Origin of the sequence: Pseudarthrobacter sp. S9, from assembly GCF_050156545.1 — a bacterium.
Classification (GTDB): domain Bacteria; phylum Actinomycetota; class Actinomycetes; order Actinomycetales; family Micrococcaceae; genus Arthrobacter.
Map to the genome: position 1 here is coordinate 284,196 of NZ_CP189576.1, position 15,350 is coordinate 299,545.

Annotated in this window: 12 protein-coding genes and 1 pseudogene; 4 read left to right on the top strand and 9 right to left on the bottom strand. The window is 65.3% G+C overall.

The genetic code is table 11. The features are described from left to right. Positions 1-20: 20 nt before the first annotated feature. The 6 genes from ACQCSY_RS01385 to glnT are packed head-to-tail and all read right to left on the bottom strand — an operon-like array spanning position 21 to position 6,881. Entirely contained in the window at positions 21-1,277 is a 1,257-nt protein-coding gene (locus ACQCSY_RS01385) for an allantoate amidohydrolase (protein WP_427132543.1), read from the bottom strand. Between the two features lie 59 nt (positions 1,278-1,336). Beyond that, positions 1,337-2,473, bottom strand: a complete 1,137-nt coding sequence (locus tag ACQCSY_RS01390; protein ID WP_427132545.1) for an FAD-dependent oxidoreductase — start codon at positions 2,471-2,473, stop codon at positions 1,337-1,339. Continuing rightward, on the bottom strand, positions 2,473-3,837 hold the full coding sequence (locus ACQCSY_RS01395; protein ID WP_427132547.1) for an FMN-binding glutamate synthase family protein: 1,365 nt from the start codon (positions 3,835-3,837) through the stop codon (positions 2,473-2,475). Before ACQCSY_RS01395 ends, ACQCSY_RS01390 begins: the two co-directional genes overlap by 1 nt. A gap of 15 nt (positions 3,838-3,852) precedes the next feature. After that, positions 3,853-4,581: a protein glxC gene (locus tag ACQCSY_RS01400; RefSeq protein ID WP_427132549.1), complete on the bottom strand. Its 729-nt coding sequence runs from the start codon at positions 4,579-4,581 to the stop codon at positions 3,853-3,855. Next, positions 4,569-5,477 carry a glutamine amidotransferase gene (locus ACQCSY_RS01405; RefSeq protein ID WP_427132551.1) on the bottom strand — a complete coding sequence of 303 codons (909 nt, stop codon included), beginning with the start codon at positions 5,475-5,477 and terminating at the stop codon, positions 4,569-4,571. Before ACQCSY_RS01405 ends, ACQCSY_RS01400 begins: the two co-directional genes overlap by 13 nt. A gap of 30 nt (positions 5,478-5,507) precedes the next feature. After that, positions 5,508-6,881, bottom strand: a complete 1,374-nt coding sequence (gene glnT, locus ACQCSY_RS01410) for a type III glutamate--ammonia ligase (RefSeq protein WP_427132553.1) — start codon at positions 6,879-6,881, stop codon at positions 5,508-5,510. 254 nt (positions 6,882-7,135) lie between these two features. On the opposite strand from glnT, the gene ACQCSY_RS01415 reads away from it, so the two are divergent. The 4 genes and pseudogenes from ACQCSY_RS01415 to ACQCSY_RS01430 all read left to right on the top strand — a co-directional run bounded on the left by ACQCSY_RS01415 (position 7,136) and on the right by ACQCSY_RS01430 (position 11,484). Continuing rightward, positions 7,136-8,425, top strand: a complete 1,290-nt coding sequence (locus tag ACQCSY_RS01415) for an ammonium transporter (RefSeq protein ID WP_427132555.1) — start codon at positions 7,136-7,138, stop codon at positions 8,423-8,425. A 28-nt stretch (positions 8,426-8,453) separates the two neighbouring features. Continuing rightward, positions 8,454-9,008, top strand: a complete 555-nt coding sequence (locus ACQCSY_RS01420) for a HutD/Ves family protein (RefSeq protein ID WP_427132557.1) — start codon at positions 8,454-8,456, stop codon at positions 9,006-9,008. A gap of 303 nt (positions 9,009-9,311) precedes the next feature. Then, the gene (locus tag ACQCSY_RS01425) at positions 9,312-9,788 is read left to right on the top strand and encodes a transposase (protein WP_427132559.1); all 477 of its coding nucleotides are present in this window, start codon (positions 9,312-9,314) and stop codon (positions 9,786-9,788) included. A gap of 336 nt (positions 9,789-10,124) precedes the next feature. After that, positions 10,125-11,484: pseudogene (locus tag ACQCSY_RS01430) on the top strand (transposase). A gap of 330 nt (positions 11,485-11,814) precedes the next feature. Here ACQCSY_RS01430 and ACQCSY_RS01435 read toward each other — a convergent pair. The 3 genes from ACQCSY_RS01435 to ACQCSY_RS01445 all read right to left on the bottom strand — a co-directional run bounded on the left by ACQCSY_RS01435 (position 11,815) and on the right by ACQCSY_RS01445 (position 15,300). Beyond that, a complete protein-coding gene (locus ACQCSY_RS01435; protein WP_427135599.1) occupies positions 11,815-12,822 on the bottom strand; it encodes an IS701 family transposase in 1,008 nt (335 codons plus the stop codon). Between the two features lie 299 nt (positions 12,823-13,121). Then, positions 13,122-14,645, bottom strand: coding sequence for an acetaldehyde dehydrogenase ExaC (gene exaC, locus ACQCSY_RS01440; RefSeq protein WP_427132561.1), 1,524 nt, complete (start codon positions 14,643-14,645; stop codon positions 13,122-13,124). Between the two features lie 139 nt (positions 14,646-14,784). Beyond that, positions 14,785-15,300 (bottom strand): GNAT family N-acetyltransferase, encoded by a 516-nt coding sequence (locus ACQCSY_RS01445; protein WP_427132563.1) that lies wholly within the window; start codon positions 15,298-15,300, stop codon positions 14,785-14,787. Between the last annotated feature and the right edge of the window lie 50 nt (positions 15,301-15,350).

Sequence of the window (15,350 nt, forward strand, 5' to 3'; positions counted from 1 at the left end):
ATAGGCTTCAGCCACGGCTTCTATCCGATCACGCGGGCCTCTCCCAACAGACCTGAGAGAACGTCCGCCAGGGCGCCGGCCCCGGCCTCGGCATCCTGGTCCTCCACCAGTTCCTCCGGCGAATGCGAGATCCCGGTTGGGTTTCTGACGAACAGCATGGCGGTGGGGATGTGTCCTGCGAGCACTCCGGCGTCGTGGCCCGCGCCGGTGTCCAGGACGGGCACGTCGGGAAGCAGCGCCTGCAGCCGGTCACGCAGGCCGGTGTCGAAGTGGACGGTGGGGCTCAGCGATTCGGTGCCGAAGCTGACGGTGCACCCTTCTTCGGCGGCGATGACCTGGGCGTTGAGGTGGATGGATTCGATCAGGGCGGCTGTGACTTCGTCCCGTGGGTGCCGGAGGTCGATCCACAGGTCCACCCGGGAGGCGATAACGTTGGTGCCGCCGGGGACGGGCTGGAGCCGGCCGACGGTCGCTCGTGCGTCACGGTACTTGCTGGCCGTATCGCGGATGCCGATCATGATTTTGGCCGCCGCGATCATCGGGTCTTTCCGGTCCTTCATGAGGGTGGTCCCGGCGTGGTTGCCCTGACCATGCACTGACAGCTTCCACCGGCCATGGCCCAGGATGGAGGATCCGATGGCCACCGGCCGGTCCAGATCAACCAGGCCTCTCCCTTGTTCGACGTGGAGTTCAACGAACACGCCCAGCTGCTGGAGGGTTTTGCGGTCAGCGCCGATGAACCGGGGGTCCTGTCCGTTGGCCGCGGCCACCTCGGCGTAGGTGATGCCGTCCGCGTCCTTGAGGTTGCGGGCTTTGTCCGGGTCCAGGGCGCCGGTGAGCAGGCGCGAACCCAGGCAGGCGACGCCGAAGCGGGAGCCTTCCTCTTCGGGGAAGACGGCGATGGCCAGGGGTCTGCGGGGGCGGATGCCCCGGTTTTTGAGGATGTCGACGGCCACCAGCGCGGAGGCAACACCCAGGGGGCCGTCGTATTCGCCGCCGCCGGGAACAGAGTCGAGGTGGCTTCCCGTGACGACGGCGTCCCTTCGTGTGCCGGTGGCGGTGTCCCACCAGGCCCAGGTGATCCCGTTGGTGTCGGTGGTGACGTCCAGTCCGCGCCTTCCGGCCTGCTCGATGAACCAGCTTCGCAGCTCGGTTTCGGCGCTCGAGAAGACCGGGCGGGAATATCCGCCACGGTGCCCGTCGGTCCCGATGCCGGAGATGTCCCGCATGAGGCCGGAGACGGTGTCGGTTGCCGGTTTGGTCGCTGAGGGGGTCACTGGCTGGTCCGTTTCTGTAGGTCTGTTCGGGGCATACCGGGTCAGTTGGTGCTTACCGGTTAGTTGGTGCTGATCCGGGCGGTTGCTTGGCGGAACCGGGCAGGGACCTCGCCGGTTCCGGTGGCCAGGTCGGCCGCCCACTGCCCGATCAGCGGTGCAAACTTCGCGCCGTGCCCCGAGCATGGGGACAGGACGGTCAGACCGTCTGACCGGTCGATGAGGAAGTCCTCAGTCGGGGTGTTAGTGAACAGGCACGTGGTCTCGGCGTAGGGCTCAGGGTCCAGTCCGGGGAGGTACTTTTGCACGTAGTCCACCACACGGTGCAGGTTGTCCGGGTCCACGGTGCCGGTCTGGGCGGCGGCGGAGGGGATGAACTTTCCGCCGTTGTATTCGGCGACCTTCTGCCCGGCGAATCCGGCGTCCCGTCCTCCGGGCAGGCCGTAGGTCTGGATCTCCGCGCTCTTATGGATGAATGTGGGCCATGGCTCGTCGGTACGGTAGCGGAAGTGGTAGGCCTGCTCCTGCCGGACGGTGATCTCGGGCAGTCCCGCGAGGAACCCTTCGGGAAGCCCGAGCTGTCCCAGCAGCCCGGGCAGCCAGCCGCCGGCGCTGACAATGACGTTCCCGGCGTCGATCTCCTCCCCTGCCGCGGAGATTACGCAGTAGCCGGAGCCGCGCTTGTCCACGCTCGCGACGTTCCAGCCGGTCAGCAATCTGGCGCCCTGCTTCACAGCCTGTTCGATCATCGCGTTGACGGAGCGTTCGGCGTCGATGACCCCGGCGCCGGGGTGCCAGAGCACGGATGTGTCAAAGGCGATGTGGGGCCAGCGCGCTCGTGCTTCTGCGGCGCTGAGGAGTTCGTGCTCCACGCCGGCGCCGGTGAGGACGCGTGCGAGGTGCTCCGGCTGCCGTTCGGGCCCGTAATCCACCGCACCGAACGCAGTGATCAGGTCAAGTCCGCTGGTCCGGTCGAGTTCGTCCCACAGAACCTTGGACTCGATCACTGCTCGGGTGTAGAACTCGTCCGGGTAGGCGTAGCGGAAAATCCGGGCGGACCCGTGCGAGCTGCCGTCATGGCTTGCCGGCACTTTTCGTTCCAGGATGGTCACGTCGTGCCCGCGTAAGGCCAGCTGCCAGGCCGTGGCGGCGCCGGCCAGTCCGGCACCGACCACAACGTACTCAGAGGATTCCGGCATCACTTCGCTCCCGGGATCCAGCTCGTGCCAGCCAGGGGAACCCGGGCCATGGCGGATGCTTCGATGGTGAGGGCCACGAGATCCTCGGGTTCGAGGTTGTGCAGGTGGGACTTCCCGCAGGCCCGGGCGATGGTCTGGGCTTCCATGGTCAGGACGCGGAGGTAGTTGGCCAGGCGATGGCCGCCCGCGATCGGGTCGAGGCGGGAAGAAAGCTCCGGATCCTGGGTGGTGATGCCGGCGGGGTCGCGGCCGTCCTGGAAGTCATCGTAGAAGCCTGCGGCCGATCCCAGGGCGGCGTATTCCGCGGCGTAGCGGGGATCGTTGTCGCCCAACGCGATCAGCGCCGCGGTGCCGATAGCGACGGCGTCGGCACCCAGTGCCATGGCCTTGGCGACGTCGGCGCCGGTGCGGATGCCGCCGGAGACGATGAGCTGAACTTTCCGGTGCAGCCCCAGTTCCTGCAGGGCCTGGACGGCCTGCGGGATGGCGGCCAGGGTGGGGATGCCGACGTTTTCGATGAAGACCTGCTGGGTTGCGGCGGTACCGCCCTGCATCCCGTCGACCACGACGACGTCGGCGCCGGCCTTCACGGCCAGGGCGGTGTCGTAGTACGGGCGGGAGGCGCCGATCTTGACGTAGATGGGCGTCTTCCAGTCGGTGATTTCGCGCAGTTCGCCGATCTTGATTTCGAGGTCGTCCGGGCCGGTCCAGTCCGGGTGGCGGCTCGCGGAGCGCTGGTCGATCCCGACGGGCAGGGTGCGCATGCCGGCGACGCGTTCGGTGATTTTCTGGCCCAGCAGCATGCCCCCGCCGCCGGGCTTGGCGCCCTGTCCGAGCACAATTTCGATGGCGTCGGCCTTGCGCAGGTCATCGGGGTTCATGCCGTAGCGGGACGGCAGGTACTGGTAGACAAGGTGCTTGGACTGGCCGCGCTCCTCTGGCGTCATGCCACCGTCGCCCGTTGTTGTGGAGGTGCCCACCTCGCTGGCGCCGCGCCCCAGGGCTTCCTTGGCGTTGGCTGAAAGGGCGCCGAAGCTCATCCCGGCGATGGTGACCGGAGTCTGCAGGTGCAGTGGACGGGAGGCGTGCCGGTCGCCGAGGACGACGTCGGTGTCGCACTTTTCGCGGTAGCCCTCCAGCGGGTAGCGGGACATGGAGGCCCCGAGGAACAGCAGGTCATCGAAGTGGGGGACCTTGCGCTTGGCTCCCCAGCCGCGGATGTCGTAGACCCCGGTGGCGGCGGCGCGTTGGATGTCGGCGATGGTGGCACGGTCGAAAGTGGCCGATTCGCGCAGGCCAAGCTCTTCGGTGTGCTGCGCGGGAAGGACAGCGGGTGTGTCCTGGGGCAGTGAAGTGATGGTCATGGGTGTTGTCCTTATTTAGTACGACGTCGAGTTGTGGACGCTGAAGTGGTAGAGGTTCCGTGCCGATCCGTAGCGCTTGAAGTCCGCGGGATTGTCGGTGCGGCCCGCTGCGGCGAGCAGGCCGGCGAGCTCGTCGAGGTGTTCGATGGTCATGGGTTTCTCGATGCAGTCCGCGCCGAGGGAGGCGACGGTTCCCTTGACGTAGATCCGGGCTTCGTAGATGGAGTCGCCGAGGGCGTCGCCTGCGTCGCCGCAGACCACGAGGCGGCCGGCCTGGGCCATAAAGGCGGACATGTGGCCGATGTTCCCGCCGACCACAATGTCAACGCCTTTCATGGAGATCCCGCAACGGGCTCCGGCATTGCCGTCGATCACGACGAGTCCGCCGTGTCCGGTGGCCGCGGCCGACTGGGAAGCATCGCCCTTTACGTACACTTTTCCGGACATGATGTTCTCCGCGAGTCCGACGCCGGCATTTCCGGTGATGGTCACGTCGCCTTTTTGGTGCATTCCGGCGGCGTAGTAGCCGGCATGGCCTTCCACGGTGACGGAGATGTGGGCGTTGATGCCGACGGCGAGGCTGTGCTTGCCGCCGGGCTTGGTGACGGTCCAGGACTGGCCGTCGGCGGCGTCGTGCAGGGCTTGGTTAAGGTCCCGGACCGGGCTGTCGGCCAGGTCAACGTCGATGGGGCTGCCGCCGGTGGTTGCGGTTTCGTTCGCTGGGGTTTCGATCAGAGTGACCATGTGTAGACCTTTCCGGGTTCCGGTTCAAAGATGCGGGCTGTTTCGATGCCGGGCAGGGCGGCCAGGGCACGGTATTCGGAGGCCATGGCCACATAGTCGTCGGTTTCGGCGATGATGGCGGGCTTGCAGGCGATGGGGTCGCGGACCACTGCCATGCTGTCGGCGGTGGTGACGACGAGGGTGTAGAAGCCGTCGAAGACCTTGCCAAGGTTGGTGAGCGCGGTTTCCAGGTCATCGCCCTGCTGCAGGCGGGAGGCGATGTAGCGGGCGCCGACTTCGGTGTCGTTGTCGGAGTCGAAGACCACGCCTTGACGCAGCAGGTCCCGGCGGATGGTGGCGTGGTTGGAGAAGGATCCATTGTGTACCAGGCACAGGTCGTCGGCCACGGAGAAGGGGTGCGAGCCTCCAGCCGTGACGGCGGATTCGGTGGCCATGCGGGTGTGAGACAGGCCCTGGCTTCCGGCCATGGCCTCCAATCCGTGCTCGGCGGCGATGTCCATCGGGTGGCCCACGCTCTTCATGACGGCCACGTGTTCGCCGCGGCCGATGATGGTGGAGCCCGGGAGTGTTTCGCTGACGGCCTTGACCAGCAGGTCGGTCCCGACGGCGGCGCTCACCAGGGTGGTGTCCCCCACCACCCTGACGGCGGTGGCGGCGGAGGCGGGCAGCAGGGTTTCCAGCGCTGCGGTGATGGCATCAAAGGTGATGCCCTGGTCCTTGCCCAGGAGGCTAAGCGTGGAGGTGCCTGGGGAGACGAGGCCGGGGGTGTCGTAGACGGCGAGGCCGGCGGAGTCCGGGCCGCGGTCCACGATCTGGCACATCATGGAGGACAGGAGGCTGCCCATCTGGGGGTGCAGCCGGGGGTTGCGCAGCTGCAGCGCGGCGATTCCGCACATTTTGTGTCCTTTTCTCTCTGGAGGTTTTTGTTAGATGGAGGTCAGGTAGGCGCGGATTTCCCAGTCGCTGACCTGGTTATGCCAGCTCAGGAACTCTTCTTCCTTGGCGTTCGCGTAGTACTTTCCGATCTGCTCGTCGCCGCTGAGGCTGGCGAGGATCACCGGGTCACGGCGCAGGGCCTCGACGGCGTGCAGGAGTGTCGCGGGCAGGAAATGGGCCTCCGGCCGCGCTTCGCCCGGGCCTGACGGGGATCCGGGATCGGTTCCGTTGGCGACGCCGTCCAGCCCGGCCTCGATCGCCGTGGCGATGGCGAGGTAGGGGTTGGCGGAGCCGTCCCCGGACCGGAGTTCGATCCGCTTGTCGTCCGGGACGCGGATCATGTGAGTGCGGTCATTGCCTCCGAACGAGGCCCTCCGGGGGGACCACGTGGCGCCGGAGGAGCTCGTGGTCGCCCCGGAGCGTTTGTAGGAATTGACGGTGGGAGCGAGGAACGCCTGGAGGGCCGGGGCGTGGTTGAGGATTCCGCCAATGAACGAGTAGGCCAGCTCCGAGAGCCCCAGGCCTCGTCCGCCGTCGTCCCCCGGGAACAGCGCCTCGGCGCCGGACCACAGCGACAGGTGGAAATGCAGGCCGGTGCCCGTCCGGTCCGTGAAGGGCTTGGGCATGAACGTGGCGGTCATGCCGCGCTGTTCGGCGAGAATGTTCAGGATGTAGCGCAGGGTGACGACGCGGTCGGCCGTGGTGAGGGCGTCGGCGTAGTTGAAGTTCTGCTCAAACTGCCCGGCGGCGTCCTCGTGGTCATTGGCGTAGTTGCCCCAGCCCAGGCCGTTCATCGCTTCGGAGATCGACGTCAGGTGGTCGTACATGCGGGTGACGCCGCGGGCGTCGTAGCAGGGGTGTGGTGAATCGTCCTTGGCATCGGCCGTGCTCAGGGAGCCGTCGGGGTTCTTGTTGACCAGGAAGTACTCAACTTCGGCACCCACCTTGGCCTGCATGCCGTGCCCGGCCAGCCGGGCGAGCGTGTTTTTCAGGATGACCCTCGGGGCGAAGGGCCAGGGCGTACCGTCCACGTGCGGGTCGCAGTGGATGATCGCCAGGCCCTCCTTGATGAACGGCACGGGCGTGAAGGATGTGAGGTCAGGTACCGCGATGAGGTCCGAGTCCTGCGGCTTCTGCCCGATTAGCCCTGCTGCATAACCGGCAAAGCCCATGGCACCGGCCTCGAGCTCATCCGCTGCTTCGACCGGAACCAGCTTCGCGCACGGTTTGCCGGTCATATCCACGAACGTCGCCAGCAGGAACCGCACGTCATGGGCCTTCGCGATGTCCGCGAGGGAAATCTGTCCGGCCTCGGCCGGCACCGATTGCTCGGTTGGTACTGCAGGGGTTGCGACACTGGTCATCGGAACTGTCCTGTTCAATTGGTGTTACCTACGGGGAAACGTTGTTGAACCACAGTAGTCAATGTGATGTTACAGGCGTACGCCTCAAGCGTTAAATCCGCGTGTCACGATCGGGCGGCGAACGCAACAGAAAGTTAACGCGCGCGAAACCCGCCATCGTTCACTGCCATGAATCATGGTTTCATCCCACGGTTGCGTTGAGTGCTTCCGTTTCTGGCGGATATTGACTTCCACCCCTTCTTGATTGGAGTTCCATGAATTCTGGAGACGTCGCCTGGATCCTCGCCGCGAGTGCACTGTTGTGCATCATGATCCCCGGCCTTGCCTTGTTCTATGGCGGTATGGTCGGTTCCCGCAGAATCCTGAACATGATGATGATGTGCTTCGGCGGCATGAGCATCGTCGCGGTCCTGTGGGCCGTGTTCGGCTACTCCATGGTCTTCGGCAATTCCATCGGCGGTGCCGGACTCCTCGGTGACGTCACCGAGTATTTCGGGATGGAACAATTGCTGGCCGAGGACCCGAACGCGCCGATACCTGCAGCCCTGTTCGCTGCCTTCCAACTGTTTTTCGCCGGTATCACCACGGCAATCATCGCCGGAGCTGCCGCCGGACGAATGAAATTCGGCGCGTGGATGACCTTCGCCGCCCTCTGGGCCACCCTGGTCTACTTTCCTATCGCCCACTGGGTATTCGCGTTCAGCTCGGCGGACGGCTCAGTGACCGGCGGCTGGATCGTCAACAGCCTCAAGGCCGTCGACTTCGCCGGCGGAACCGCCGTTCACATGAACGCCGGCGTCGCAGCCCTCGCCCTCGCCCTGGTCCTGGGACGCAGCGCAGGCTGGCCCAAGAGCGAACACACCAAACCGCACAGCCGGCCGCTGGTACTGGTGGGGGCCGGACTGCTGTGGGCTGGCTGGTTCGGCTTCAACGCAGGATCGGCGCTCACCGCCGGACAGTCCGCATCGGTGGTGTTCCTGAACACCGCCGTCGCCGCTTGTGCCGGCCTCCTGGCGTGGGCGCTGGTGGAACGCATCCGGCTGGGCAGCGCCAGCAGCATGGGCGCCGCCTCCGGCCTGATCTCGGCCCTGGTCGCCATCACTCCCGCGTGCGGCGCCGTCAGCCCCCTCGGTGCTCTCGCCATCGGCGTGATCGCCGGTGCCGTCTGCTCCCTGGCCATCGAACTGAAGTTCCGCATGGGCTTCGACGATTCACTCGACGTCGTCGGTGTCCACCTGGTCGGCGGCATCCTCGGAACCCTCCTGATCGGCCTCTTCGCCACAGACGCCGCCCCCAACAAAGTCAACGGGCTCTTCTACGGTGGAGGCTTTGAACTCCTCGGAATCCAGACGGTCGCAACCCTGGCTGTGCTTGCCTATTCCTTCGTCGTGACCTGGGTCATCGCCAAGGTCCTCAACGTCACCATGGGCCTGCGCGTCCATGAGGCCGAGGAACTGCGCGGCATCGACATCGCCGCACACTCGGAGGCCGCGTACCTCAGCGACGAAGAACCCGTGGAACTCGGCTCCCCGAGCCGTGCCTAAGGCCTCCGAAGAAGGATCGGGGCTTCTCATGCCCCTAGGCTCCATCATCCGCACCAGCCGCCTGGCCCGCGTCCCCTGGAAGAACGGGGCAGGCACCACCCGGGAAGGTGCAGTCTTCCCGGATGGTGCAGGTCCAGACAGTTTCTGGTGGAGAATCAGCGTGGCCGACATCATCGAAGACGCAGCCTTCTCAACGTTCCCCGGCACCGACCGACACTTTCTCCTCGCAACCGCCGGCACCCTCACCATGGACGTCGACGGGGCACGCCGCACCGCCGCCTACGGCCGACCCGAAACCTTCCCAGGAGAAGCCGACGTGTCAGTCAGATTGTCCTCTGGACCAACTTCCGTCATTAACCTCATCACCAAGCATCCTTACTGCACCGGGGATGTCTCGGTGGAGCGCCTTGACGGACCACTCATCCCCCATGTGAATGCCGTCGCCCTGGTCCTCCTTAACGGAGCCGCATGGATTGACAGCGGAGAGAGGCTGGAACCCCTCGACTTTCTAATTTGCGGCCCAACAACGGAAGGAATTCAATTCAAGGAAGCACTGGTGGCCACCATCTCTGTTTTCCCCTGAGACAAGTCCGGGCACAAGCGTGACGAGATGCTGGGCGTCATAAAGGAGCTAAGCAGCTACCGTGTTACTTACCTGTGTCGCAACCTTCAGGTTGCGAGGGTTCGAGGGGTTCTTCGGCCAACAGCCACCACTGCATAAGACAACCACAGACGCTGCACCGGATCCGGGACTGCCCCGGATTTGCTTGACTCCTGACTTGTGAGGATTCGCTCCTTGCAGCAAGGATGATCAACATGTCCAAGCCTTTCCCCGCTGAGTTCCGCCGTGACGTGGTCGCGGTTGCACCGGATGACCGTGTTTACGATGCACTCGATCACCGCGCGCATCCGCTTCCTCACCGGACAGCTCAATGAAATTGACCCGGAGCTGTTGGCCCTGATTCACGAGCATCCTGCGGGTCCGGCCCTGCTGACCGAAACGGGTGTGGGGCCCGTGGTCGCGGCGCAGCTGCTGATCAGCTGGTCCCACCCCGGACGTCTCAGAAGCGAAGCAGCTTTCGCCTCTCTGGCCGGGGTCGCACCGCTGGAAGCCAGCAGCGGCCAGCGGAGCCGGCACCGGCTGAACCGCGGCGGCGGTCGCGCCCTGAACCGGGCACTGCACAGCGTCGCCATCACCCGCATCAGATGCCACGCCGAGACCCGGGTATACGAAGCCCGGCGCACCCTGCAGGGCAAAACCCACCGCGACATCCGCCGTTGCCTTAAGCGCACCTTGGCCCGGCACCTATACCGCGTTATGGAAGCCGCGGCAGCCTCTCATTCGGCGCCCTCGGCGGATTGACAAACTTAGGACCGTCGAACGGGTGAGTATGTCAACCTGATTCAGGACCACTCAGACGGGGTGGCTTCTAACGATCGTCGCAACGGCAGTCAATGTGCGGGGGCGTCATAGTGCGTGGGGATGAAAGCCCCTCCAAGATCCGTGAGGGGTAACTATCGTTCTAGGAGCGTGGGTCAGTAGTCATTAAAACGCCGGATGAATTGCCGAGCTCCCGGGACGGCGGCTGGAAGAATTGCGGGTATGAACTCCGATTCCCAGGATGGCCTCTTTGATGAAGCACTTGTCGAGCGGGTCGAATTATCCGCTGATGATGGCCTGATTGAGGCCGGCGCCGGTGTGAACAAGCGCTTTAAGCCGTTTGATCCGGATGCGGTGATGCTCGTGCCGCCGTCACTGGATGAGTGGCTGCCGCAGAATCATCTGGCCCGGTTTATCGCCGATCTGGTGGCCGAGGAGCTGGATTTGTCCCGGTTCTACGACGCCTACGAGAAGACGAAGGGTCAGCCCCCGTATGATCCGAGGCTGATGGTCCGGATCCTGCTCTATGGCTACTGTGTCGGGGTCCGCTCCTCACGGGAGCTGGAGCGGGCATGCGTGGATGTAGTCGCGTTCCGCACCGGATTTCCGGTCCATCGGCCGGGTCCGCAAACGGCATCTGGCGGCCCTGGGAAACGTGTTCCTGCAGGCGTTGGAGCTGTGCCGCGCCGCCGGCATGGTCTCGCTCGGCCGGGTCGCCCTGGACGGGACGAAGGTCCGGGCCAACGCCTCACGGCGAAAGGCCATGAGCTACGCGAGGCTGACCGAGAAGCAGAAAATCCTCGCCGCTGAAGTCTCCGATATGCTCGCCGACGCGCAGGCCGTGGACAGCGAAGAGGACACCCGGTACGGGGCGGACAAACGCGGCGATGAGCTCCCGCCGGAGCTGGCCGAACGCCAATCGCGGCTGGCGAAGATGGCCGCTGCCCGGCAGCATCTGGAAGCCGACGCGGCCGAAAAGGCCCGCAAGGAGGCCGAAGCCAAGGCCAGGGATCGTGGTGATGATGATGGTTCCGCGGCCGCGGCAGGGGACGCGGCGGCCGCGAAGGCCGTGGTAGCGCCGAAGGCGCAGCGCAACTTCACGGACCCGGACTCAAGGATCATGAAAACCGCGGACGGGACTTTCCACTACTGCTTCAACGGCCAGGCCGTCGTTGACGCGGCCCATCAGGTCATCGTGGCCACCGAGCTGAACAACACCGCGGTCGATGTCCAACAGCTTCTTCCGATGCTGGACAAGACCCGCCGGACACTCGGTGCGCTGCCAGGGCAGGTCCTTGCCGATGCGGGGTATTGCTCGGTCGCGAACCTGGCACACGCCGCCCTGCTCGAGGCCGAGCCCGGCTCGAGCACGGAGTTCTTCATCGCGACCGGCCGGCACAAGCACGGCGAGAAGATCCCGGACGCACCCCGCGGCAGGATCCCGGCCAGCGCCACCGCGCGCGAACGCATGGGCCGCAAACTCAAAACAAAACGCGGCCACCGAATCTACGCCCGGCGCAAGGCGATCGTCGAACCGGTCTTCGGGCAGATCCACACCCGCCAGGGCAAGCACGTCCTGCTGCGCGGCCTCGAAAAGGCGAAGAACGAATGGAACCTGATCGCAGGCTGCCACAACCTGCTCACACTCCACACATTCCGGCAAGCGAACCCCGCATAGACGCCGGGGCCCCGTCCTGCGACCCGGGAACCGGCGGCTGGACAAATAATCCGGCCAAAGCGCCGCCCAAGCCCGGTGACCCGCGGCAACAGCCACGAACAATCATCACAGCAGCGCAGCACCCGGCGAGCCGTCACAACGACTACCGACCCACGCTCCTAGTACTACAGTCGTGTTTGTGGGGTCGAATTCCGGGCCCGGTAGTGGTGCCGTTTCGCGGTTTGTTGGTGTCTTCGGCGCCAGTATGAACGCTGAGGGTGCGTTCCGGGGCGGGCGGCTGGGTCCAGACCAGATGGGTGAGCAGGTGCCGGATTTCGGGCAGGGTCAGGGCTATGAGCTCGCCGCTGCCCCTCTGAGGGCCCCTTTTTTTGACCGGGTGACGGTGAGGAAGGCGTGGGCGAGCATGGACAGGGTGATGTGCCGGTGCCAGCCCTTCCATTGCCTCACCTGGTAGTGGTCCAGTCCGGTCTCGTCCTTGGACGTCTGGAAGGTTTCCTCGATCGCCCACCGGGCGCCGGCGACCCGGGCGAGTTCCGCCAGGGATATCCGCAAGGGTGCGTGGCAGATGTAGTAGGCCGCCCGCCCGGACAGGGAAGCGATCAGCCCGTCGGCACGGAACTCCACGCCGAGGGCGCCGGTTTTGGCGATGACGCGCTGGTTCATCGGCACCGCGAGCACGTAGGAGACGCCCCGGCCGTGGAGTGTTTCGCGCAGCTTGGCGTGCTGGCCGTAGACCGCGTCCCCGGTCACCCACTGCGCGGGCACCCCGGCGTCCAGGGCGCGGGTGATCATCGTGATCGCCAGCTCGGGCTTCGTCGCGAATTTCCGGGTCGCCGGGATGCCGGCGGACGCGCAGCGGTCCCGGTCATCGGTCCAGGCCTTGGGCAGGTACAGTTCCCGGTCCAGGAAGGTGCGCCCCGCCGGTGTGGCGTAAGTCAGGAACACCCCGATCTGGCAGTTCTCGACCCGGCCCGCCGTGCCGCAATACTGCCGGGCGACACCGGCCGATCGCGTGCCCTTCTTCAGGAAACCCGTCTCGTCCACGATGAGCACGCCGTCGGCGGAGCCGAGATGGTCCACGACGTAGGAGCGCAGGTCATCGCGCAGCCCGTCCGGGTCCCAGTCCGTGGTCGAGAGCAGCCGCTGCATCCGGTCAGGGATCGCCTGACCGGCCCGCTCCGACAGGGTCCAGGAATTCTTCCGCTCCTCGGCCGAGAGCAGGCCCTTGAGGTACCCCACCGCGTTGTGGTGCGGTTCGGCCCGGGCAAACCGAGGGCCAATCAGCTCCCGGATCTCCTCGAGCCCGTCCGCCCATTCCTGCACATCAGCCACACAAATATCATCGCCCACCGACAAGGATTAACACGACAGCCGATGGAAATCCGGTTAAAACGCCGACGGGAGACAAAATAAAAGCGACTGTAGTACTAAGGCGTGTCTCCTAAAGCGGCCAGCCGGATTCTGATTGCCCTGAGGACGGCGCCTCCGCGGTGGGTGAGCGCGAGCTTGTCGTACCGGGTGGCGAGGCCGCGTTCTTGGCCGACCTGGGCGCAACGCTCCAAGGCATCCTCAGGCGTGTCCTTATGCTCGCAGCCGCTGGAGCGCCCCGGTCCACGGAGCGCTCCAGGGCTTTCTTTCTAGAAGAAGCCGAGCTTGTTTTCGTTGTAGCTGACCAGGAGGTTCTTGGTCTGCTGGTAGTGGTCCAGCATCATGGAGTGGTTTTCACGGCCGATGCCGGAGGACTTGTAGCCGCCGAACGCGGCCCCCGCCGGGTAGGCGTGGTAGTTGTTGACCCACACGCGGCCGGCCTGGATCTCGCGGCCGGCACGGTAGGCGACGTTGCCGTTGCGGGACCAGACTCCGGCACCGAGGCCGTAGAGGGTGTCGTTGGCGATGCCCATGGCGTCGTCGTAGTCGCTGAAGCGCGTCACGGACACCACCGGGCCGAAGATCTCCTCCTGGAAGATCCGCATCTTGTTGTGGCCTTCGAAGATGGTGGGCTGGACGTAGTAGCCGCCGGCCAGATCCCCCTCGAGCTCAGTCGACGCACCGCCGGCAAGGATCTTGGCGCCCTCCTGCGTTCCGATGTCGATGTAGGAGAGGATCTTCTCCAGCTGGCCTATGGACGCCTGGGCGCCGAGCTGCGTGTCGGTGTCCAAGGGGTTGCCCTGGATGATCTTCTGCGTCCGGGCCACTGCGTCGGCCATGAAGGAATCATAGAAGGAATCCTGCACCAGGGCGCGGGACGGACTGCTGCAGACCTCTCCCTGGTTGAAGGCGTACAGGGTGAACCCTTCCAGCGCCTTGTCGTAGAACGCATCGTTGGAGTCGGCGACGTCGGCAAAGAATATATTCGGACTCTTGCCGCCCAGTTCCAGCGTGACCGGGATCAGGTTCTGGCTGGCGTACTGGCTGATCAGACGGCCGGTGGACGTCTCACCAGTGAAGGCGATCTTGCGGATCCGCGGACTGGATGCCAGCGGCTTCCCAACCTCCGAACCGAAGCCGTTGACGATGTTCAGCAGGCCGGGCGGCAACAGGTCCGCGATGAGTTCGGCCAGCACCAGAATCGAAGCGGGCGTGTTGGACGCGGGCTTGAGAACAACAGCGTTGCCGGCCGCCAGGGCCGGAGCCATTTTCCAGACGGCCATCAGGATGGGGAAGTTCCAGGGGATGATCTGGCCCACCACGCCGAGCGGCTCGTGGAAGTGGTAGGCGGTGGTGTCGTCGTCGAGCTGGGACAGCCGGCCTTCCTGGGCACGGATAGCAGCGGCGAAGTAGCGGAAGTGGTCCGCGGCGAGCGGGATGTCGGCGTTGAGGGTTTCGCGGACAGGCTTGCCGTTATCCCAGGTTTCGGCGACGGCAAGCATCTCAAGGTTCGCATCAATTCTGTCGGCGATCCTATTCAGAACTACGGCACGAACAGCGGCCGAAGTCTTACCCCAGGCCGGTGCGGCCTTATGAGCAGCGTCCAGTGCCAGTTCTACGTCCGCCGGGCCGCCGCGGGCCACCTCGGTGAATTGTTTGCCGTTTACGGGGGAGACATTTTCAATGTACTGGCCCGTAGTAGGGGCTACCCACTCACCGCCGATCCAGTTCTCGTAGCGGTCCTTGAACTGGACCTTGGATCCTTCTTGGCCGGGCTGTGCATAAACAGTCATCGTTACTCCTTTGGGGGACAGACGTCTTCGTCCTGGGCCCAATGGTAGAACTTCAAAGGTTGCGACTAGGCTGCGGTGGAGATCACTGACAGCTGAACACGGGTCCCTAACGTTGTTCCACTTGCCGTCGCGCAATCCCTCAGAACGCCCGGTACATGGTGCGTTGCGGTCCGGCGTCACCGCCCAGGTGCTGCCCGCGGTCCTCGAAGCCCGCCTTGCGGTAGGCGGCCTGCCCGGCCGGATTGATTTCGTTGACGGAGAGGACGACGCCGCGCTGTCCCCCGCCCAGCCCCGCCGTCAGTTTGGCGGCCTCCCGGACCGCAGCCTCGGCGGCGACGGTGCCGAGCCCCTTCCCCTGCTGCCGCCGGTCGATCAGGAAGCCGCGGAGCAGCCAGACAGAGTCGTCGTCCGGCCAGCCCGCCAGTGTGGCCGCGCCGGCCTGGAGCGTCAACACTCCGACGGCCGTTCCGTTGGAGTCCACAACGAACGGATACCGGGCCTCTTCCTCGAGCCCGATCAGTATCATCCGCAGCGGATCGCCGACGAATTTCCGCTGCTCCCCGCCGACCTCAAGAAGCGCGATCTCCCCCAGTTTGATGGCCCGGGCGTCGTCGTCGAGGTTCTTCAGGGGCAGCAGCCACAAATTTTCAGACATGCAGCCAGCGTACCCACACCGGCGCGACTAGATGAGTAGTTCCAAGGGAT